At 64.2% G+C, this 20,364-nt stretch carries 21 protein-coding genes; 17 read left to right on the forward strand and 4 right to left on the reverse strand.

The annotated features are described in order from the left end of the window. Positions 1 to 51: 51 nt before the first annotated feature. The 3 genes from VMS96_09410 to VMS96_09420 are packed head-to-tail and all read left to right on the forward strand — an operon-like array spanning position 52 to position 1,292. A complete protein-coding gene (locus VMS96_09410; protein HVP43640.1) occupies positions 52 to 261 on the forward strand; it encodes a hypothetical protein in 210 nt (69 codons plus the stop codon). A 12-nt stretch (positions 262 to 273) separates the two neighbouring features. After that, entirely contained in the window at positions 274 to 609 is a 336-nt protein-coding gene (locus VMS96_09415; GenBank protein ID HVP43641.1) for a hypothetical protein, read from the forward strand. Between the two features lie 53 nt (positions 610 to 662). Then, a complete protein-coding gene (locus VMS96_09420) occupies positions 663 to 1,292 on the forward strand; it encodes an HAD hydrolase family protein (GenBank protein HVP43642.1) in 630 nt (209 codons plus the stop codon). Positions 1,293 to 1,370: 78 nt separating this feature from the next. Here the strand turns inward: VMS96_09420 and VMS96_09425 are convergent, their stop codons facing one another. Then, on the reverse strand, positions 1,371 to 2,348 hold the full coding sequence (locus VMS96_09425) for a hypothetical protein (GenBank protein HVP43643.1): 978 nt from the start codon (positions 2,346 to 2,348) through the stop codon (positions 1,371 to 1,373). Between the two features lie 194 nt (positions 2,349 to 2,542). Here VMS96_09425 and VMS96_09430 point away from each other — a divergent pair, with 194 nt between their 5' ends. The 5 genes from VMS96_09430 to VMS96_09450 all read left to right on the forward strand — a co-directional run bounded on the left by VMS96_09430 (position 2,543) and on the right by VMS96_09450 (position 7,334). After that, entirely contained in the window at positions 2,543 to 4,222 is a 1,680-nt protein-coding gene (locus VMS96_09430; protein HVP43644.1) for a CTP synthase, read from the forward strand. 87 nt (positions 4,223 to 4,309) lie between these two features. Then, the gene (gene kdsA / locus VMS96_09435) at positions 4,310 to 5,188 is read left to right on the forward strand and encodes a 3-deoxy-8-phosphooctulonate synthase (protein ID HVP43645.1); all 879 of its coding nucleotides are present in this window, start codon (positions 4,310 to 4,312) and stop codon (positions 5,186 to 5,188) included. Positions 5,189 to 5,217: 29 nt separating this feature from the next. Further along, positions 5,218 to 6,021 carry a class I SAM-dependent methyltransferase gene (locus tag VMS96_09440; GenBank protein HVP43646.1) on the forward strand — a complete coding sequence of 268 codons (804 nt, stop codon included), beginning with the start codon at positions 5,218 to 5,220 and terminating at the stop codon, positions 6,019 to 6,021. A gap of 40 nt (positions 6,022 to 6,061) precedes the next feature. Next, positions 6,062 to 7,051, forward strand: coding sequence for a KpsF/GutQ family sugar-phosphate isomerase (locus tag VMS96_09445; GenBank protein ID HVP43647.1), 990 nt, complete (start codon positions 6,062 to 6,064; stop codon positions 7,049 to 7,051). A gap of 73 nt (positions 7,052 to 7,124) precedes the next feature. After that, positions 7,125 to 7,334, forward strand: coding sequence for a hypothetical protein (locus VMS96_09450; protein HVP43648.1), 210 nt, complete (start codon positions 7,125 to 7,127; stop codon positions 7,332 to 7,334). Positions 7,335 to 7,372: 38 nt separating this feature from the next. Here the strand turns inward: VMS96_09450 and VMS96_09455 are convergent, their stop codons facing one another. Further along, positions 7,373 to 8,101, reverse strand: coding sequence for a hypothetical protein (locus tag VMS96_09455; GenBank protein HVP43649.1), 729 nt, complete (start codon positions 8,099 to 8,101; stop codon positions 7,373 to 7,375). 60 nt (positions 8,102 to 8,161) lie between these two features. On the opposite strand from VMS96_09455, the gene VMS96_09460 reads away from it, so the two are divergent. From VMS96_09460 to VMS96_09480, 5 genes are all read left to right on the forward strand, one after another. Beyond that, positions 8,162 to 9,922, forward strand: coding sequence for a proline--tRNA ligase (locus VMS96_09460; protein HVP43650.1), 1,761 nt, complete (start codon positions 8,162 to 8,164; stop codon positions 9,920 to 9,922). A 48-nt stretch (positions 9,923 to 9,970) separates the two neighbouring features. Next, the gene (locus tag VMS96_09465; protein HVP43651.1) at positions 9,971 to 10,312 is read left to right on the forward strand and encodes a hypothetical protein; all 342 of its coding nucleotides are present in this window, start codon (positions 9,971 to 9,973) and stop codon (positions 10,310 to 10,312) included. A gap of 154 nt (positions 10,313 to 10,466) precedes the next feature. Further along, the gene (locus tag VMS96_09470) at positions 10,467 to 13,049 is read left to right on the forward strand and encodes a PBP1A family penicillin-binding protein (GenBank protein HVP43652.1); all 2,583 of its coding nucleotides are present in this window, start codon (positions 10,467 to 10,469) and stop codon (positions 13,047 to 13,049) included. 55 nt (positions 13,050 to 13,104) lie between these two features. Next, complete coding sequence (locus tag VMS96_09475) at positions 13,105 to 13,914, forward strand: tetratricopeptide repeat protein (protein ID HVP43653.1); 810 nt, start codon at positions 13,105 to 13,107, stop codon at positions 13,912 to 13,914. A 220-nt stretch (positions 13,915 to 14,134) separates the two neighbouring features. Further along, a complete protein-coding gene (locus VMS96_09480) occupies positions 14,135 to 14,905 on the forward strand; it encodes a PEP-CTERM sorting domain-containing protein (GenBank protein ID HVP43654.1) in 771 nt (256 codons plus the stop codon). 119 nt (positions 14,906 to 15,024) lie between these two features. On the opposite strand, the gene VMS96_09485 is transcribed toward VMS96_09480, so the two are convergent. Beyond that, a complete protein-coding gene (locus VMS96_09485) occupies positions 15,025 to 16,077 on the reverse strand; it encodes a sensor domain-containing diguanylate cyclase (protein HVP43655.1) in 1,053 nt (350 codons plus the stop codon). Between the two features lie 254 nt (positions 16,078 to 16,331). Here VMS96_09485 and VMS96_09490 point away from each other — a divergent pair, with 254 nt between their 5' ends. The 4 genes from VMS96_09490 to VMS96_09505 all read left to right on the forward strand — a co-directional run bounded on the left by VMS96_09490 (position 16,332) and on the right by VMS96_09505 (position 19,340). Then, the gene (locus tag VMS96_09490) at positions 16,332 to 17,216 is read left to right on the forward strand and encodes a RodZ domain-containing protein (protein ID HVP43656.1); all 885 of its coding nucleotides are present in this window, start codon (positions 16,332 to 16,334) and stop codon (positions 17,214 to 17,216) included. A gap of 9 nt (positions 17,217 to 17,225) precedes the next feature. Continuing rightward, positions 17,226 to 18,446 (forward strand): hypothetical protein, encoded by a 1,221-nt coding sequence (locus tag VMS96_09495; GenBank protein ID HVP43657.1) that lies wholly within the window; start codon positions 17,226 to 17,228, stop codon positions 18,444 to 18,446. A gap of 106 nt (positions 18,447 to 18,552) precedes the next feature. After that, positions 18,553 to 18,951 carry a CoA-binding protein gene (locus tag VMS96_09500; GenBank protein HVP43658.1) on the forward strand — a complete coding sequence of 133 codons (399 nt, stop codon included), beginning with the start codon at positions 18,553 to 18,555 and terminating at the stop codon, positions 18,949 to 18,951. Then, a complete protein-coding gene (locus VMS96_09505; protein ID HVP43659.1) occupies positions 18,951 to 19,340 on the forward strand; it encodes a hypothetical protein in 390 nt (129 codons plus the stop codon). The genes VMS96_09500 and VMS96_09505 overlap by 1 nt, the downstream gene beginning before the upstream one ends. Before the next feature lie 24 nt (positions 19,341 to 19,364). On the opposite strand, the gene VMS96_09510 is transcribed toward VMS96_09505, so the two are convergent. Beyond that, a partial coding sequence (locus VMS96_09510) for a ferrous iron transporter B (protein ID HVP43660.1) occupies positions 19,365 to 20,364 on the reverse strand: 1,000 nt, incomplete at its 5' end.

Here is a 20,364-nt window from a genome sequence, read left to right on the forward strand (position 1 = left end):
CAAATTCTTCGCCCCATAGACGGCGTATGCTGGAGTGCGCCGGGAGGCCGCATGTACAGGTACGCGCTCGCGGGCGTGGTCCTCGCCGCCTTGGCGACTCTCTTTCTGGCGGGGTTCGTGCTGCGTTGGGTGGGCCAGTTCGGGCCGTACGCCGTCTTTGCCACCGCCCTGGGGTTCCGCATCGCCATCCTGGTGCTGGTAGTGTGGCTGGCGCTGTCGCTCCTCTATCGCGGCCCGGGACGCATGTCGTGTCTCCTGTAGAATCCTGCCCGGATGGCGCCGACCCTCCAAGACCTGGTCCGATGCCCCAAGTGCGGCGGGGCGGAGATCGTCTACTCCTGCGAGCCCAAGTGCTGCTTCAACCACGTCTGCGCCGATTGCCGCAGCACCTTCGAGATCAACACCCACAAGACCGGGGAATTCGATCGAACCTCGCAGCTCCCCTTCGCCGAACCCGGATCGGGCGACCCCACCACCGGTTGCGCCGCCTGCGAGAGCCTGAACCTGGCGGTATTGCGCAGTGAGGGAGACGAGGTCCTGTTGGTCTGTGGGAAGTGCCGGGCTGTTCTTAAGCTCGCGATCGAAGAGTTCGTCCCAGGCAGTTTCTGATCGGCATGTACAATCACGTGTTCCTTAACTGAGTACCGAGTACTGAGTACTTTATGTCCAAGAAGCGCGCCAGGAAGATCAAGCTGTTGCTGCTCGATGTGGACGGGGTCATGACCGACGGCGGTCTCTGGTTCATTCCAGCTCCCGCCGGTGGCTTGCGCAACACCCGTGCGCAAGCGAAGGCGAAGGCCGATGCCGGTGATTTCGGGATTGCCAGCGACAGTTTCGTCGAGGTCAAAGGATTCCATGCGCACGACGGCACGGCGATGTCGCTGGCCCGGCTGGGCGGGCTCAAGGTCGGGCTCATCACCAAGCGCATCTCGGAGACGGTGGCCCTGCGGGCCCGCGACCTGCGCCTGGATCACGTCTATCAGGGATGCGCCGACAAGGTCGAGGCCTTCCGCGAGGTGCTGGAGCGCGAGCGCCTCCGTCCGGAGCAGGCCTGCTACGTCGGGGACGACATCATTGACCTGCCGGTGATGCGCAAATGCGGCTTTGCCGTGGCCGTGGCCAATGCCCGCGAAGAGGTGAAGGACGAGTCCCACATGGTCACCGACCACGCCGGCGGCGCCGGGGCGGTGCGCGACGCCGTCGAGTACATCCTCCGCGCCCAGGGCAAGTGGGACGAGGTTGTGGCCGCCTATCTTTCGCAGCGCACCCCCGACAAGAAGGAAAAGGAATAGGACGCAGGAGGCAGGAGGCGGGAGGCAGGAGGCAGGAGGCAGGGTTCTGCTTCCTGCCTCCTGCTTCCTGCCAGCTTCTTATTGTGGACGGCCCTGGAGAACGGGCGTCTGCGTGGTCCCAGTTTGGTTGTCCTGCGCGGGCGCGGGCTTCCAGGCAGTGGCGTTGGCGGGCGCCTTCGGGTCCACGCCGAAGTCCCACACGTACAGGTTGATCTCGTTCAGGCTGAGCATTTCCACGATGGCGTACTCGCCGGTGGGGAGCGGAGCAGCCGGCACGATCTTCATCCATCCGCCGGACATGGCTGTCGCCTCGGCGTCCACAAAGCTCTGCTGCTGCTTGACGCTGCCGGTGATGGCGACCTTCAGATTGCCGACCACGCGCACGTCCTTCTTGCGTTCCAGGCGCACGATGCGGAAACGCTGGGTCGCTTCCGGAGGGGGCCCGCCGCTGGTGCTTGCGCTGGCTCCCGGATCGGGCTCCGTGTCCACGTTCACGTAGAGGACGGGGCGGTCTTCGTGGGCCTGCACCCGCGCCCGGTCACCCTTCAGCTCGATGCTCTGCTTGGCCACCGAAAACGGGTTGATGGCGGCGCGCAGGATGTTCTTGCCCGTCTGCTTCTTGATCTCGCTGCCGGACTGTACCAGTTCCGCCAGCTGTTTCTGTCCGCCGAAGTCGTCGAGCAGGAAAACGCCGCCCTGTGAGGGCAGACGCAGGCCGGGCGCCACCGTCGGCGATTTGGCCTCTTCTTCCTTGCGCTCCGCCTCCAGCTCCTCGGAGATCTCCTTGGTTTCGGAGGAGACGCTCCCCCGCTCTTTCTCCCATCTCTCGGTCGCCGCCCAGTCCACCAGTGAGGCCGGCAACTCTTCCCAGTCGAAGCGTTCCGCGCTCAGGTAGCGGACGCGGTCTCCTTTGACCTCGTACTTCACCACCGACTGGAAGGTGCCGTCCTTCAAGATGAGGCGCTTGGCGCCCTCCGCGTGAGCGGGCAGGACGACACATAGCGACATCAAGGTCGCGAAGGCCATGGCAACCGCGACTTGGCGCGCGTGGCGCATATGGGCAGTATGGTCTGTTCCGATTAGATGCGGCAAGCCCTTCCTGAGGCAACCTGGAACGGCCCCGGATCCGGGAGTTTCCTGCCGCCGCGTTTTCTGCCATAATTGGTCGTGCACCCCAGTATCGCCCAGGCGACTTCCAGCCCATGCCTGGGATTCGTAGCCCCACAATCCAATGACGAGCCGAGGAGCAGATGGCGAAATACATTTTCGTAACGGGTGGCGTGGTGTCTTCCCTGGGCAAAGGACTGGCGGCGTCGTCGATCGGCTGCCTGTTGGAGGCCCGCGGACTGAAGGTGAATCTTCAGAAGTTCGACCCGTATCTCAACGTCGATCCCGGGACCATGTCGCCCTTCCAGCACGGGGAGGTCTTCGTCACCGATGACGGCGCCGAGACCGACCTCGACCTCGGCCACTACGAGCGCTTCACCCACGCCAAGCTCAGCCGCGATAACAACTGGACCACCGGCCGCATCTACGAGCAGATCATCACCAAGGAGCGGCGCGGCGACTACCTCGGCAAGACGGTGCAGGTCATCCCCCACGTCACCAACGAGATCAAGTCGGCGATGAAGAAGATCTCGGCCGATGTCGACGTGGCCATCGTGGAGATCGGCGGCACCGTCGGCGATATCGAATCGCTGCCTTTCCTGGAAGCCATCCGCCAGATGCGCCAGGAGCTGGGCCGCGAGAACACGCTGTTCGTGCACGTGACTCTGGTGCCCTGGATCGGCGCCGCCCAGGAGCTCAAGACCAAGCCGACGCAGCATTCGGTGAAGGAGCTGCTCTCCATCGGGATCCAGCCCGACATGCTGCTGTGCCGCACCGACCGCTTCCTCTCCAAGGACCTGAAGGGCAAGATCGCGCTCTTCTGCAACGTGGAAGAGCAGGCGGTCATCACCGCCAAGGACGTGGCCTCGATCTACGAGGTCCCGCTGGTCTTCTCCAAGGAAGGCGTGGACACTCTGGTCCTCAAGTACCTGCACATCGACGCCCCCGCCCCCGACCTCTCGCCCTGGGAAGACCTGGTGCACCGGGTCTACAACCCCAAGGCCGAGGTGAAGATCGGCATCGTCGGCAAGTACGTCGAATACGAGGATTCCTACAAGTCGCTGAAAGAAGCGCTGGTGCACGGCGCCCTGGCCCACAACCTGAAGCTCAACGCCACCTGGGTGGAAGCCGAGGGGCTCGAGACCAAGGACAAGGAAGATCGCAGCTACGAATCGCAACTTGAGGGCTTCGACGGCATCCTGGTGCCGGGCGGCTTCGGCAAGCGCGGCATCGCCGGCATGCTGAATGCCATCCGCTACGCGCGCGAGAGGAAGGTCCCGTATTTCGGCATCTGCCTGGGCATGCAGACGGCGTGCATCGAGTTCGCGCGCAACGTCTGCCACCTGGAAAACGCCAACTCCAGCGAATTCGATCCCGCCACCGAGCACCGCGTCATCTACAAGCTGCGGGAACTGCGCGGGGTGGAAGAATTAGGCGGCACCATGCGCCTTGGGGCGTGGACCTGCAAGCTGGAGCCCGGTTCGCTGGCCAGCCGCATCTACGGCGCCGCCGAGATCAGCGAGCGCCACCGCCACCGCTACGAGTTCAACCGCGAGTACGAGGCGGTCATGACCGGCGCCGGGCTGCGCATCACCGGCTCCACACCCGACGGGACGTACGTGGAGATCGTCGAGTTGCCCGACCATCCCCATTTCCTGGGATGCCAGTTCCATCCCGAGTTCAAGAGTAAGCCGCTGGAGCCCCATCCGCTCTTCCGGGCGTTCATCGGAGCTTCCTACGAGCACGGGAAGAAGCTGCGTTCGATGAAAGAAACGGCCGAGATCGAGATGTTCCTGCGCCCCGAGCGGGCCACGCGGCGGTAGAATTCAGCCGCAGAGAACGCCGAGATCGCAAAGGTTTTCTTTCAGGTTCGCTGCGCTCTCCGCGGTCTCTGCGGTTAAACGCTCTTTATGAAGACCCATATCGACTGGTCCTTCCAACTCGACAAGATCATCATCGGGGGGCGGGAGCTGTTCCTGATCGCCGGGCCGTGCGTGATCGAAAGCGAGGACCACGCCCTCAAGATGGCCGAGTCGATCGCCGGGGTCTGCAAGGCGCTGCGCCTGCCCTACATCTTCAAAGCCTCGTACGACAAGGCCAACCGCACCTCCATCAAGAGCTTCCGCGGGCTCGGCCTCAAGGAAGGGCTGCGCATCCTGAAGAAGGTGCGGCACAGCGTGAATGTCCCGGTGCTCACCGACGTGCACGAGGCGGTGGACGTGCAGCGCGTCGCCGAGGTCGCCGACGTCCTGCAGATCCCCGCCATGCTCTCGCGGCAGACCGATCTGATCGTGGCCGCGGCGCGCAGCGGGCGGGCGGTGAACATCAAGAAGGGCCAGTTCGTCTCCCCTTGGGACATGCGCCACGCGGTCGAGAAATGCCGCGCCTCCGACAACGACCAGGTCTTCGTCACCGAGCGCGGCAGCTCGTTCGGCTACAACAACCTGGTGGTGGACATGCGCGGGCTGGCAATCATGCGTGAGTTCGCGCCCGTGGTCTTCGACGCCACTCACTCGGTGCAATTGCCTTCGGCAAGTGTGGGACAGCCGCCCTCGGCTGTCCGCGACAACAATGACAGTGGACCGGCCGTTTCCGGCGGCCAGCCGCAATTCATCCCCGTGCTGGCGCGCGCCGCCGTGGCCGCCGGCGTCGACGGCGTCTTCCTGGAAGTGCACGACGATCCCGCGCAGGCCAAGTCCGACGGCGCCAATGCCCTCGACCTGAAGAAGCTCCGCGGCGTCCTCACCGAGCTGCTCGCCGTGCACAAGGCCGTTTCCGCCAGGCAATAAATCCCTCCCGGCGCGATATGATGGCGCGCTTGAGCGCTCCGGGTTCGCAATTCGACTTCCTCTCCTGGCAGAAGGACGTGTGGGACGCGATGTCGCGGGTCTACGTTCTGGAAGTCGATCCCCGGATGTCGCCGATCGCCGACGGAGTGGTGCGCCGCGCCAAGCCGCGCGCCAACATGGACGTCCTCGATCTCGGCTGCGGCACCGGCAGTGTGGCCATCAAGCTGGCGGCGGCAGGAGCCCGCGTGCACGCTATCGACATCAGCGAGCAGATGCGGCGCATCGCCTCCACCCGTGCCGCGCGCGCCGGCTTCGATATCCTCGTCGAGGAAGGGCGCGCCGAACACATCCCGGCGCTCGACGGCTCCTTCGACACCGTGGTCGCCAGCCTCAGCCTGATGTTCGTCGCCGACAAGGCCGCGGCCGCCGCTGAGATCGCCCGCGTGCTCAAGTCGGAGGGCCGCTTCGCGGCCTCGGTCTGGGGCCCGCCTGAGGAATGCGACATCGTGCGCTTCCAGCGCCTGGTGGGCGCCTTCGCCCCCGAGCCTCCGGTCAAAGGCGTGGGTCCCGGTGCCCTCGCCGATCCCGCCCTCTTCCTCGAACTGCTCTCGCGGAACGGCGTGGCCGCTCGAGTTCAGCAGGAGGTCGTCACCTGGGGACATCCGAACCTGCAGCACGCCTGGGACACGTTCACCAGCGTGACCGCCCTGCGCATGGCTCCGGAGCAGCAGGATAAGGCGCGCGCCGCCGTCATCCAGCAGATGTGGCCCGACCCCACCGCCCCCCGCGTCTTCCACAATATGGTGCAGTACATCGTGGGGTTCAAGAGGTGAGCGCACCTTCGCTGGCGGTCTGTTAACATCTTGCGTCCCCATGAACCGTACCGGTGAGAACGTGGTGCGCATCGAGGCGGAAGCTCTGCGCGAACTGGCCGGCCGCATCGCGGGGCCCATGGCCGGGCCCTTCCAGCGCACCGTGGACCTGCTGTTCGGCTGCTCGGGCCGCGTGGTCGTGACCGGCATGGGGAAGAGCGGACTGATCGCTCGCAAGATCGCCGCCACTCTGAGTTCCACCGGGACGCCGTCGCTCTACCTGCATCCCGCCGAGGCCCTGCACGGCGACCTTGGCATGGTCGTAGCGGGCGACGTGGTGATCGCCCTTTCGGCCAGCGGGGAGACGGAGGAGATCGTCGCCCTGCTGCCTACGCTCAAGCGCCTGGCCGTGCCCGTGGTCTCGTTCACCGGCGACAGCCTGTACGCGCCGCAATCGCCGCCCCGCGTTTCTACCCTGGCCCAGGCCGCCGACATCGCCCTCGATTGCTCCATCGCCCAGGAAGCGTGCTCGCTGGGCTTGGCGCCCACCGCCTCGACCACCACCATGCTGGCGCTGGGCGATGCGCTGGCGGTCGCGCTGGCAGACCGCCGAGGGTTTCGCGAGGAAGACTTCGCGGAGCTCCATCCCGGCGGAAAGCTGGGCAAGAAGCTGGCCCGCGTCTCGCAATTGATGCACACCGGGGACGCCATCCCGCGGGTCAGTCCGGCGACGAAGATGACCGATGTCATCTACGAGATGTCGCGCAAGAAGCTGGGCATCACCACGGTGGCCGAGGGCGAGAAGCTGCTGGGCATCATCAGCGATGGCGACTTGCGCCGTCTGCTGGAACGCCGCGGGAAGGACGTCCTCGACCTCAGCGCCGGCGAATGCATGACGGCGAACCCCAAGACCATCGCCCCGGATGAATTCGCCACCAAGGCCCTGAATATCATGGAAGAGAAGAAGATCACCTCCCTGGCCGTGGTGGGGGGCGGACGACTGGTCGGTATCGTCCACCTGCACGACCTGTGGGGGACGGAAATGGTCTGATTTGCGATTTGTGATTTGCGATTGCCACAGAGTTAAATGAATCGCAAATCACAAATCACCAATCACAAATCCTATGTATCACTACGACCCCACCACCGCCCTTGATGAGCTCAAGGAAGAGGCGCAGCTGCCCAACCCGGTGCATGTGCGTGACATGATCCTGCGCAAGCACCCCAGGCCCGACCAGTCGCTGGAGCTGAACCGCAAGTTCCTCGCCTACCAGAAGGACTTCGCGGAGCTGCAGAAGCTGGCGCGCGACATTCTGGAGCAGCTGGCGCGGTAGGGAACGGCGCCTCCGCGCAGCAACGTTCGCTGCTCACCTCACCACTTGGCGCCCGCCGTCTGGCCGCGATGCAGGGCCTCCGCGATCCGGACTGCTGTCTCCAGGACTTCGCGCAATTGATCGGGCGGCGTCAGGCGCATCCCGCGGTACACCGCCAGCCACCGTCCCGCTCCCTGTACGCATAATCCTGCGTCCTGCGGCAACTGCTCGAACGCGAGCGTCACGTCCGCGGTGAAGAGGGCACGCACCTCCTCCGGCTTATCGCTGTGCAGAAAGAACCGCCGCGAGAACTCGGGAGCCGCTTCCAGGTCGATGTCGCTGAACCCGATTTTTTCCAGGATGTGGAAGAGGAAGTTTTCGGCGCACAGGTAGAAGGGTGGCAAGGGTGTTTCGAACCTGATGGCGACGACGGTGGACTGCGACTGCGACTTGCCCTGGCCGGTGGTGCGGTCGGCGATGATGACCTCCCGGCCCTGACGGCTGCCTCGCAGCACGTTCTCGTAGCTCACCCTCGGCGTCGCCATGCCCAGGGTGAACTGGACCTCCGAGAGCTCTTGCGCGACGGACGGATCCGCCTCCGCACTGAATGCGAAGCCGGACTCCATCGCGAACTGCTCCAGTGCCTCCCGGCGCTTGCGCCTTGCCCGGGCGACGGACCAGAGGATCAGCGCGAAGACGCAGACGGCCCCGCCGACCACAGCCAGGAGCAAGAGCGGCGGCGGACCGGCCTGGGTCCTTGAATAGAGCATCCAAGCGGCGAGCAGCATGCAGGTGATTATGCCATTGGGTACAATCGAAGATTCCGCTCTCGACGACAAGGAAGCCGAATGCACTATTGGTCAAAGTTGTTCATCCCCACCCTGCGTGAAGCGCCGGCCGACGCGGAGGTGGCGAGCCATAAATTCCTGCTGCGCGGCGGCTACGTCCGCCAGCTCGCCGCCGGCATCTACTCCTTCCTCTTTCTTGGGCATCGCGCCGAATTGAAGATCATCGACATCGTCCGCCAGGAGATGGACAAGATCGGCCAGGAGTTCTACTTGCCCGCCATCCACCCCCGCGAGCTTTGGGAGGCCAGCGGCCGCTGGTCGGTCATGGGCGACAACATGTTCCGCCTCAAAGACCGCAAGGGCGCGGAGTTCTGCCTGGGCTTCACCGAAGAAGAGGTCATGACCGAGATCGCGCGCAAGGAGCTGCGCAGCTACAAGCAGCTTCCCCAGATCTGGTACCAGATCCAGGCCAAGTTCCGCGACGAGCCTCGGCCCAAGTCGGGCCTGCTGCGCGTGCGCCAGTTCACCATGAAGGATTCGTACTCCTTCGACCTCGACGCCGCCGGCCTCGACATCAGCTACCAGAAACATTACGACGCCTACTGCCGCATCTTCGACCGCTGCCGCCTGAATTATGTGGTCGTCGAGGCGCACTCCGGCGCCATGGGCGGCTCGCAGTCGCATGAGTTCATGGTGTACACCGACGCCGGCGAAGACCTGGTGGTGAGCTGTCCCAAGTGCAAATACGCCGCCAACATCGAGAAGGCGACCTCGCGCCTGGACGTGATCGAGGACTACGAGGCCGTGGGCGACGGCAAACCCGTGCCTGTCCACACCCCGGGCCTGAAGACCGTGGAGGAAGTGGCGAATTTCCTCGGGGTCTCCCCCAAGAACAAGATGAAGACCATGGCGCTGATGGCGGTGGATCTGGGCGGCGATCCCAAGGAAGCGCGCAACAGCCCGGTCATCGCCTTCCTGCGCGGTGACCACCAGCTCAACGAAGCCAAGCTGGTTTCCGCCCTGCCCGGCATGGAGCTCCGCCCCATGCATCCGGAGGAGATTCAGGAGATCTTCCGCTCCCCCGCGGGCTTCCTCGGCCCGGTCACCGAGCATGGTTTCGAATTCCGTGGGGTGAAGGCCAAAGTGCTGGTGGACCGCGCCCTGCTGGGCCGCAAGAACCTGATCAGCGGCGCCAACAAAGAGGACTACCACCTGCGCAACGTCACGCCGGGGCGCGACTTCCACATCGCCGAGGACCAGTGGGCGGACCTGCGCGCGGTCGAGGCCGGCGAAGGCTGTCCCAACTGCGGCACGCCGCTGGTCGTCGCGAAAGCGGTGGAGATCGGGCACATCTTCAAGCTGGGATGCAAGTACTCGGAATCCATGGGGGCGCGAGTGCTCGACAAGGAAGGCAAGGAAGTCACCCCCATCATGGGCAGCTACGGTATCGGCATCGAGCGCATCCTGACCGCCGCCATCGAGCAGAACCACGACGAGCGCGGCTTCTGGCTGCCGCCCGAGATCGCCCCCTTTCACGTGATCGTGGTGGTCATCAACAGCAGGGACAAGGCGCAGGCCGAGGCCGCGGAGACGGTCGCCCGCCAACTGGAGCGGGCCGGGCTGGACGTCCTGCTCGACGACCGCGACGAGCGCCCGGGGGTCAAGTTCAACGACGCCGATCTCATCGGAGTCCCGGCGCGCGTGATCGTCGGCAAGAAGGCCGCGGAGGGCGTTGTAGAGTTGGTTCGGCGCTCGACAGGGGAGAAACGCGATGCTAACATCAGCGCCATCGCAGGCCAGGTGACGGAGTTCTTGCGGTAAACCGGCGGTTTCCGGCCTCGCACAGGCTCTCCGCTGAAGGACGCGGCGATGAAGACCATCAAGGCTCTGTTCGGTTTATTCGTGGTGGTGGCGATCGTTTATGTGGGGATCAAGGCGTTGCCCCCTTACTTCGCCAACTACCAGTTCGAGGACGTCATCGAGAACGAGACCAAGATGAACTCCTACAACCAGAAGAGCGACCACGAGATCCGCGAAGGCATCCTCAAGAAGGCCCGCGAGCTGGATATCCCTCTGACCGGCGAGCAGGTCAAGGTGCAACGCATGGGGTCGGAGCTGACCATCTCCGCCGACTACACCGTTCATATCGATATTCCTGTATATCCCTTCGATCTCCATTTCACTCCATCGAGCAAGAACAAACGGATTTGACCGGGCAGGCTCTGGCCAGAAAGCGACGAAGCGCAGTTCCGCAAAAACCTCTAAAATAGGTGTGCCGCTCTGGTAAGGATGGCCGCGGGAAACGGATTTCCGCCTGGCGCCATCTTATGTGAGTAGCGGTCCTGGTGCTCCGCTCCATCCATTCATGGCTGTCAAGCTGAAGCTGTCGAAATCCAGGAAAGGCGCCCGCTTGACCCCTGCCGCGGTCCGGCTCATGGTGGCCGCCGTTCTCGTTGTTGCCACCCTGGCGCTTGGCGTCTTTGCCTGGTACTACGTGAAATATCAGAAGATCGTGGACCGCCGCATGAGCGGCCGCATCTTCAGCAACGCCGCCAAGATCTACGCCGCGCCCAAGGAGATCCGGCTGGGCCAGAGCGTCACCAGCCAGGAGATCGCCGCCCAGCTGGTCCGCGCCGGTTACACCGACAAGGGAGACTCCCGGATCGGCACCTACCGGATGCTCAGCGGGGGCATCGAGATCACGCCGGGCCCCGAGTCGTATCACAACCGCGAAGGCGCGCTGGTCCGCATCACCAACGGCAAGGTGGACCGCATCGCCACCCTCGAGGGCAAGACCCAGGACCTCTCTGCCTACGAGCTCGAGCCCCAGTTGGTGACTGCGCTGTTCGAGGGCGAGCAGCGCTCCAAGCGCCGCCTCATCAGCTACAACGATATCCCCAAGGTGATGGTGGACGCGGTCCTGGCCATCGAGGACCGCCGCTTCTTCCAGCACGGCGGCGTGAACTATTTCCGCCTGGCGGAAGCCGCGCTCATCGATCTTCGCTCCGGCCGCAAGCAACAGGGCGCTTCCACGCTGACCATGCAGATCGCCCGCGGTTTCTTCCTCACGCCGCAGAAGACGATCACCCGGAAGCTTTCCGAGATGCTCATCGCCGTGCAACTGGAGCAGCGCTTCAGCAAGCAGCAGATCTTCGAGCTGTATGCGAACTCCGTCTACATGGGCCAGCGCGGCTCGTTCACCGTCAGCGGCTTCGGCGAAGCCTCTCAGGCCTACTTCGGCAAGGACATCAAATCCCTCACCCTGCCTGAGGCGGCGTTGCTGGCGGGCATGATCCAGCTCCCCAACGCCTACAATCCTTACAAGAACCCGGAGCGCGCCCTCGAGCGCCGCAACCTGGTGCTCGATTCCATGGTCGAGACCGGGGCCATCCAGCGCAAGGAAGCCGAGCGCGCCAAGGCCACGCCGCTCAAGCTCGCCCCGCCGAACGTGGACGCCACCGACGCGCCGTACTTTGTGGACTTGGTCAAGGACACGCTCACCCAGCGCTACAACGAGCGTGACCTGAACGAGAACGCCCTCCGCATCTACAGCACCCTCGATCCCGACCTGCAGCGCGCAGCCGCGGAGGCGGTCCAGGCCGGGATGAAGCTGGTGGACGAGCAGGTCACCAAACTGCGCACCAAGAGATTGAAGGTGGGCGCCGGCAAGGCCGCCAAGACCGAGACCAAGGTCGCTCCCGGCCCCCAGGCCCAAGTAGCGCTGGTGGCCATGGACCCGCACACCGGCGAAATACTGGCCCTGGTGGGCGGACGCAACTACGGCATGAGCCAGTTGAACCACGCCGTCGCCAAGCGTCCCACCGGTTCCATCTTCAAGCCGTTCGTGTACGCCGCCGCCATCAACACCGCGCTGACCAACCCCCAAGCGGCATTCACTCCGGCTTCCATGGTGGACGACTCGCCCACCACCTTCGCGTTTGGCGACCAGATCTACGAGCCGCGCAATTACAAAGAGGAGTACCACGGCCCGGTGTCCGCCCGTTACGCCCTGGCTCTCTCCCTGAACAACGCCACCGTGAAGGTGGCCGAGCAGGTCGGCTACGACAGTGTGGCGGAGCTGGCCAAGGCGGCCGGCATCACCTCGGTGAAGGCCACGCCCGCCATGGCCCTGGGGGCGTACGACGCCAGCCCCCTGGAGATGGCTGGCGCCTACACGATTTTTGCCAACGGAGGAACACGAATATCCCCCGTGCTCGTCAAATCCTTGCGGGACTCGCAGGGCAACATGATCGAGGATTTCAATCCCGAGAAGAAGGACGTGCTCGACCCCCGCGTGGCCGCGGTCATGACCAACATGATGGAAGGGGTCGTCAATTTCGGCACCGCCTTCCCGGTGCGCGCCCGCGGATTCACCGCTCCCGCAGCGGGCAAGACCGGCACCTCGCATGACGGCTGGTTCGCGGGCTACACCACCAACCTGCTGTGCATCGTCTGGATCGGCTTCGACGACTACAGTGACCTGCGATTGAGCGGGGCCGTGACCGCCGCCCCCATCTGGGCCGAGTTCATGAAGCGGGCGGTGCAGATGCCGCAGTACCGCGATGCGCAGGCCTTCCCGCAGCCGCCGGGCGTGGTCGAAGTCACGCTCGATAAGGTAACCAACCGCCTGGCCACCTCCACCTGCCCGGACGACTACACGGCGGAGTTCATCGCCGGGACCGAACCCCACGACACCTGCGACCAGAGCGATCAGCGCGGGTTCTTCTCCCGCATCTTCGGACTGGGAGCCAAACCCGTGCCCCCGGTGTCTAATGCTCCACAACCGCCCGGGACCCAGGCGCAACCGCAAGCCCAGTCTGCGCAGCCGCCGCCGGAGAAGAAAAAAGGCTTCTTTGGCAAGATCTTCGGCGTCTTTACGGGTGGGGACGACAAGAAAGACAAGAAAGATGAGAATAAGCAGCCGCCGCCCGCTCCGCCCCCGCGCTGAAACGGTTTGTCCGGAGGGCTGGCCGGGCTTAACAGTAAGCCATCGGAGGTCTTCCATGTGCCGCCTCCTCGCGCTCGCCGTCGGTCTTCTCGGCGCTTCGCTCACCCTCGCCCAGGCCATGCCTCCGGGGAGCCCGGTTCAACAAGCGCCCGCAGCCCAGCCCGCGCCTCCCGTCCAGCCCCCCGATCCGTCGATGTCCGTCGAGCAATTGGAAGCTCGCGGCGACGAGCTTCGCGTCCAGCGCTTCTACGGCGACGCCATCGACTACTACCTGGAGGCGTTGACGAAGCGTCCCAAAGAGGCCATGCTGTGGAACAAGATCGGCTTGGCCGAACTGCGCCTGTCCCGCTACGAGGAGGCGAAGAAGCACTTCGAGAAGGCCGTGAAGATCGACCGCAACTTCCCGGACGCGGTCGGGAACCTGGGGGCCACCCACTACCTGCTCAAGGAGTACAGCAAGGCCATCAAGCTGTGCCGCAAGGCCATCAAGATGCGCACCGACGTGGCCTCGTTCCACAACAACCTGGCCAACGCCTACTTCTCGCGCAAGGAGTACGACAACGCGGTGCGGGAGTTCGCGCGCGCTCTCGAACTCGATCCCGAGATCCTGGAGCGGCGCTCCAGCACCGGCATCCAGGCGCAGGTCATCGGCGCCGAGGACCGCGCCCGCTACGACTACGAGCTGGCCAGGGTCTATGCCCGTGCGGGAAGCCTGGACCGTGCCCTCCATTACCTGAAGAAGGCGATGGAGGACGGTTATTCCGGCCTGGACTCCGTGTACAAGGAGCAGGAATTCGCGGACCTGCGCAAGGACCCGCGCTTCGCCGAGCTGATGAATTCCCGGCCGCAGGCAATCCCGCAGTAGCGCGCTTGATCTCAGCCAACGGCCTTTCCCAAAATGGAGCCGATTCCGAGCTCGTTTACTATGAACTAAACACCGCAAACGATTGCAGTTTTTGGGGAAACTGAGGGAACGTCTCCGGCTCCTCCATCCTGCGGAACTTCATTCGTTTTCAATAGTTTCCACTTTGGTATGACAGTTGCTCTTCCCCGAGTAAGGTTTTTGTGTGCCATCGGGAGGCTTTGTGGGAAAGACGATTCGCAAAGCGGCGCTGTACGCCGGATTGGTGTTGCTCTGTGGAGCCATCACCTCGGCATACGCTGACACGATTAGCTTCAATTTCAACTCGCTGAGCGCGAGCGCCAACAACACCGCGGTGCAGAACTACATGAATGGGCAGCTGCAAGCGGGAGAGCATGTGACGGTCACGGGCGCCAAGGCGGGGCTGAACTATAACGGAGACGGCCACGTGGTCGGCCCTTGCGACCCGAACGGTTCCCACACCTGCCACTCCACCACCCTGGCTGCTGACGGAGGGGGAAACTTCATCATCAATGCCTCTCCCATCGACACCATCACCATGACCTTCACCGGCCTGAACATCACTCACGTGAGCTTTGATCTGGAGATCTTCCCCGACGGCACTTGTCCCAAACAAAGCACCACGTGCGATGCCACCAAGGCGAACTGGCCTGACTTCGAGTTCTTTGCCGACAATGCGCTGATCCAGACCTGGCTGGCCGCCAATCCCGGCGACACGGCCCATGGTGGTTCGGTCTACATCCATTCTCCGAACAGCCATTACAACCATACAGAGTTGGCGCCGCAGCTCCTGGTCTATGACGTCACTTTCGATTTCCCGGATGGGGTCACGGAGCTCTCGTTCAAGGATTGGCCAGCCACCGTCGGCATCGATGATCTGGTCATAACCACTCCCGAGCCCTCGGGCCTGATGCTGCTCGGGACGGGCCTGATCGGGCTTGCCGGCTTGCTCCGCCGCAAGATGATTGGCTAAGCGCTTGGTTTGTTCTTCCGGGCCGCTCTGCGGAGCGGCCCTTACTTTGGGAGCGTTCTTGCTCCCACTCGAGGACGGACGCCGCAGAGGGACAGGGCCCAGACTGCCGACAAACGCTGTTATTTCACCATTCCCTGTTGTGCGACGGCGATGTTGTCGCGGGTGGAGTTCTTGACCACGTACATCATCTCGTCGGCCTGACGGATGATCTCGTGGGCGCTCTTGGCGTCGTCGGGGTAGGAGGCCAGGCCGATGCTGGCGCGGATGCCGAGCGAGAGGCCGTCTTCCTTGAGCATGACCGCGGTGCGGAAGACGTCGAGGATGCGCTTGGCCACCACCAGGGCGGCGTCCTTGCTGGTCTGGGGCAGGAGGATGACGAACTCGTCGCCGCCGTAGCGGAAGGCGTAATCGATGAGCCGCAGGTGGCTCTTGATGTTGTAGCCGACCTCGGCCAGCAGCTTGCTCCCCACCAGGTGGCCGTGGGTGTCGTTGACTTGCTTGAAGTGGTCGAGGTCGATGAAGACCACGCTGAACTCGTAGCCGAAGCGAGCGGAGCGGTACACCTCGGCTTCCAGGGTCTTGTACAGGTGGCGCGCGTTGTACAGGCCGGTGCAGTCGTCGGTGATGGTGAGTTCCTGGATCTTTTCGACGGCGCGCGCGTTATCGATGGCGATGGCGGCGTAGTCGCAGAGCGCGTGCAGGAAGAACATCTCCTTCTCGACGAAGGTCTCGACCGCGCAGTTGATGAGCTGGATGACGCCCAGCACCCGCTGCTTGGACTTGAGCGGCACGCAAATGATGGAGCGGGTCTGCCACTTGGTCATCTCGTCGATGCGCTTGGCGAAACGGGGGTCGGTACGGACGTCGGGCACCAGCAGCGACTCGCCGTGCCGCGCCACCCAGCCGGCAATGCCTTCGCCCATCTTTAGGCGGACGGTCTTGAGGGCCTCGGCGGCGTCGCCCACGGCGATGGCGAAGTAGAGCTCGTCCTTGGCCTCGTCCACCATGAGCAGCGACCAGGTGTCGGGGCGGAAGTATTCCGCCATCTTGTCCATGATGGTCTGCAGCACGGAATCCAGGTTGAGCGAGGAGGTCAGGGCCTTGGCAACATCGTGGAAGATGTTGAGCTCCTGGACCTGCTTCTGGCGGTCGGCTGCGGCGGCCTCAGACATGAGTATGCGAGAACCCTCGATTCGAGGGCCAAGTGCGGCTCATTATATGCGGACTTTTTCTGCCACGCCAAGCACCTTTCACGCTCGCGAGTAGCTTCAGTAACAACCCTTACATTTCCCCAAAGTCATTGTGGAGAAAGGCCTTTGCCCCCGATTTCCGTTTGACACGCTCGGGGTGCAATCCTATGATGGCCGCAATTCATCAGTAACTCCTCCGTACACCAGCCGCAGGGCCGGGAAAGGTGTGCAGGACCATGGGATCGTTTGGCGAGCGCATGCAGCGTGAGCGCGAGATGCGCGGCATCACGCTGGAAGAGATTGCCGAATCCACCAAGATCGGCACCCGCTCCCTGCGTGCGCTGGAGGGCGAGGACTTCGATAAGCTCCCCGGCGGCATCTTCAACAAGGGATTCGTCCGCGCCTACGCCAAGTACCTGGGCATCGACGAAGAGCAGGCGGTCACCGACTTCATGGCCGCCTATGGCGACCACCAGCAACAGCAGCCGCAGGCGGAGCCGCAAGAGACCAAGCTGCAGGAGGAGGCGCCGCCGCTGTCGCTGAACCTGCTGGCGGTGGGCGGGGCCGTCGTGGTGCTGGCCCTGTTCCTCGTCATCTGGGGCTTCCATGACCGTCTCTCCGGTGCGGCAAGCCGCCTCTCGCACCGCTTCCGCCGTGCGCCTGCCGTCCAGGCGCCAAATGCCGTGGCCGCCATCCCGAATCGCGCGATACCTACTCCGCCCGCAGGCGCTCAGACCACGGGCAGTGCAGCGGCGGGGGACAAGGCCCCGGCAGCTCCGGCTGCTGCGGGCCCTGCAGACCCGTCCTCGGCGAAGGCAGCGAAGCCTGTCGCCCCCGAATCCGCCTTTGCGGCTCCGGAGATGGCGGCCGCCGGCCGTGAATTCGTGCTCCAGGTGCATGCGCGCCAGGATGCGTGGGTGAAGATCAAGGCCGACGACGAACTGCTGATGGAAGGTGTGCTGAAGGGCGACAAGACCGTCCACGCCAGGCAGAAAGTCGTGTTCACCACCGGTAACGCGGCCGCCATCGAGCTCTCCTTCAACGGGGAGCCGCAGCCGGCGCTGGGCGCCGATAACCAGGTGAAGACCGTCGTGTTCACGGCCGACGGACGGGTGCGATAGAGGCTCTCCATGCCACGGATGATCGAGTTGATGCGCCAGTCCGCGGTGCCGGCCAATGTCATGCGGTCGGCGGCGCGGGGTGCGCTGGCGTTGCCGCCACCGGAGATGATCGAGATCCTGGTCTATCTCACCACCAATCCGGTCTTCGCCGAGCAGGCCAAGATGACCCTGGCGGGGTGGGACGAGCCGTCCTCGTTGCTGGTGGCCAGCGATCCCGGGACGCCGAACGAAGTGCTGGAGTACATGGTGCACCCGCAGAACCGGCGTCCGCGGCTGATCCCCGCGCTCTTGGAGAACCCGTCGGTCGAGGAAAGACACCTGCTCGACATGGCGCAGACGGAATCGCGCGAGCTGGTGGACATGCTGCTGGCCTCGAAGCGAGTGCGCAGATCACCGAACGTGCTGCATGCCCTGGCCACCAATCCCCACCTCAGCCCGGAAGAGTCGGAAAAGGTGGACCAGGCGCTGCGCGCCCTGGGAGAAGATGCGGCAGGACCGGCGGACGAGCCGGCGGTCCTTCCCGCGGTGATCGAGGCGCTGGACGAGGAGACCGCGAAGTACCTCGCCGAGCATGCCGCCGAGATCGCGGCTGAGGAAGGAAAGGGCTTCAGCCTGGTCGGAGCCCACGAGGACCATGCGGAGGCGGCGGCCATCGCGGCCGCCGCCGGCGCGGCGCCGGCAGGCCCCGAAGCTAGCGTCGCTGCCGCGCCCGCCCCAACCGGCGATGCCGCCGCAACTGCGGCCGCGGTCGCGACCCAGAAGGGCGCTGCCCAGAAACCGCCGGAGGAGCGCGAGCGCATCTCCGTCATCCAGAAGATCGCGCGCCTCACGGTCGGCGAACGCGTGCAGTTGGCGATGAAGGGCACCAAGGACGAGCGATTCGTGCTCATCCGCGACGGCTCCAAGGTGGTTTCCAGCGCGGTGCTGGAATCGCCCAAGGTGAGCGACGCCGAGATCGAGACCTTTGCCGCCATGAAGAACGTGCAGGAGAGCGTGCTGCGCGGCATCACCATGAAGCGCAAGTTCATGAAGAACTACGCCGTCATACGCTGCCTGGTGAACAATCCGCGGCTTCCCCTGGACCTCGGCCTCTCGCTCATGAACCACCTGCTGGTCAACGACCTGAAAGTGCTGTCCATGAACAAGAACATCTCCGAGACCCTGCGCAAGATGGCGCTGAAGACCTACAAGCAGAAGTCAGCGCCGGCGGGCAGCAAGCAGAGCGGATGATCTTTCACTGGTGATTTGTGATTGGCGATTTCTGACTGGCGATCGCAGATCGAGTAGGTCTTCGCAAATCACCAATCACAAATCACCAATCGTTATAATCCCTGCCGTGGCCTCCGACCCGATTTACGACCTCCTGAAGAAAGCGAAGTCCATCGCCGTGGTCGGGCTTTCCAACAGCCCGCTGCGTCCCAGCCACGGAGTAGCGCTCTACCTGCAGCAGCATGGATACCGCATCATCCCGGTGAATCCGACCATCGAGTCGGCGCTGGGCGAGAAGTCGTATCCCTCGCTCGACGCGGTGAAGGAGAAGATCGACCTGGTGGACATCTTCCGCCGCCCGCAGTTCGTGCCGGAGATCGTGGACCTGGCCATCAAGCTGAGGATCCCGGCGGTCTGGATGCAGGAGGAAGTCGTGAATCAACAGGCCTATGACAAGGCGAAGAAGGCGGGCCTGTTCGTGATCATGGACCGTTGCATCCTGAAAGAGCACCGGGCACGCTTCTGATGCTGCGCACCATCGCGTACGCGCTCGGCGGTCTCGTCCTGGGCTTCTTTCTCTTCGTCAACCTCGTCAATGCGCCGCGCAGGCGCGAGACCGACCGCACCAACCGGCAGAATGCCGAGCGCGTTCTCCCAGCGCTGGAGGCTTATCGCCGTGACCACGGGCGATTTCCTGAGAGCCTCGACGCGCTGCAGCCGGCTTACCTCAAACCAGTGCCAGCGTGCATCGGTTATCCGGGCGATACCAGCGGCAAGCCTTTCCATTACGAGGTGGCGGAGGACGGCAAGAGCTTCAGCCTCGGTTACCCCAAGGCGCCTTACGGGATGTTTCCCTCCGACCTGGAAGCCACCTTCGAATCCGGGAGTCGGCAGTGGAAAACGGAAGAGCGCTGAGTTCGTAAGACCGGAGCCCGGTCCTTAGGCAAGCCACATGGTGACCAGCCGGTTGGCGGCGAACGCCGAGACATAAGCCAGGGAGGTCATGTAGCAGAACTGCAGCGCCGGCCAGCGCCAGGAGTTAGTCTCGCGCCGTACCACGGCCAGAGTCGAAGTGCATTGCATGGCGAAGGCGAAGAAGACCAGCAGCGCCGCCGCCGCCCCGGGCGTCATCTGGCGGCGCAAAGCTTCCTGGAAGGTCAGGTTGTGAGCGGCCGGATCGATGCCGTTCAATGCTCCCAGCGTGGAGACGATGACTTCCCGGGCCGCGATCGAGGTGAGCAGCCCGACGCCGATCTTCCAGTCGAATCCGAGAGGCGCGATGGCCGGCTGGATGGCCTGGCCGGCGCGCGCGATGGCGCTGTCGGCGAGCGCGGGCGGTTGCCCATTCTTTATCGGCAAGTACGTCAGCACCCAGAGCACGATGGTGACAGCGAGGATGACCGTCCCGGCCCGCACCAGGAATGCCTGTCCGCGCTCGAACAGACGCAGCCCCAGTCCGCGCGCGGTCGGCCAGCGGTACGCAGGCAGCTCCAGGATGAAGGGGTGTCCTTCGCTGCGCAGGATGGAGGACTTCAGGACTCGCGCCGTGCCCATCGCCGCCAGAAAACCCAGGACGTAGAGCGAAAGCAGCGCGGCGGCGCGTGTCCCCAGGAACACTCCGGCAAGGGGGCGCTCCGGCACGAAGGCGGCGATGATCATGGTGTATACCGGCAGACGCGCCGAGCAGGTCATGAAGGGGGCGATCAGTATGGTGGCAATGCGGTCGCGGCGGTTCTCGATGGTGCGCGTAGCCATGATGGCGGGCACAGCGCAGGCGTAGGCGGAGAGCAGCGGGATGAAGGCCTTGCCGTTCAGGCCGATGCGGGCCATGGTGCGGTCGGCGATCACCGCCGCGCGCGCGAGGTAGCCGGAGTCCTCGAGGATTCCGATAACGAGGAAGAGCAGCAGGATCTGCGGAAGAAAAACCAGCACCGAGCCG

The organism is Terriglobales bacterium (assembly GCA_035543055.1).
GTDB lineage: Bacteria > Acidobacteriota > Terriglobia > Terriglobales > Acidobacteriaceae > JAIQFD01.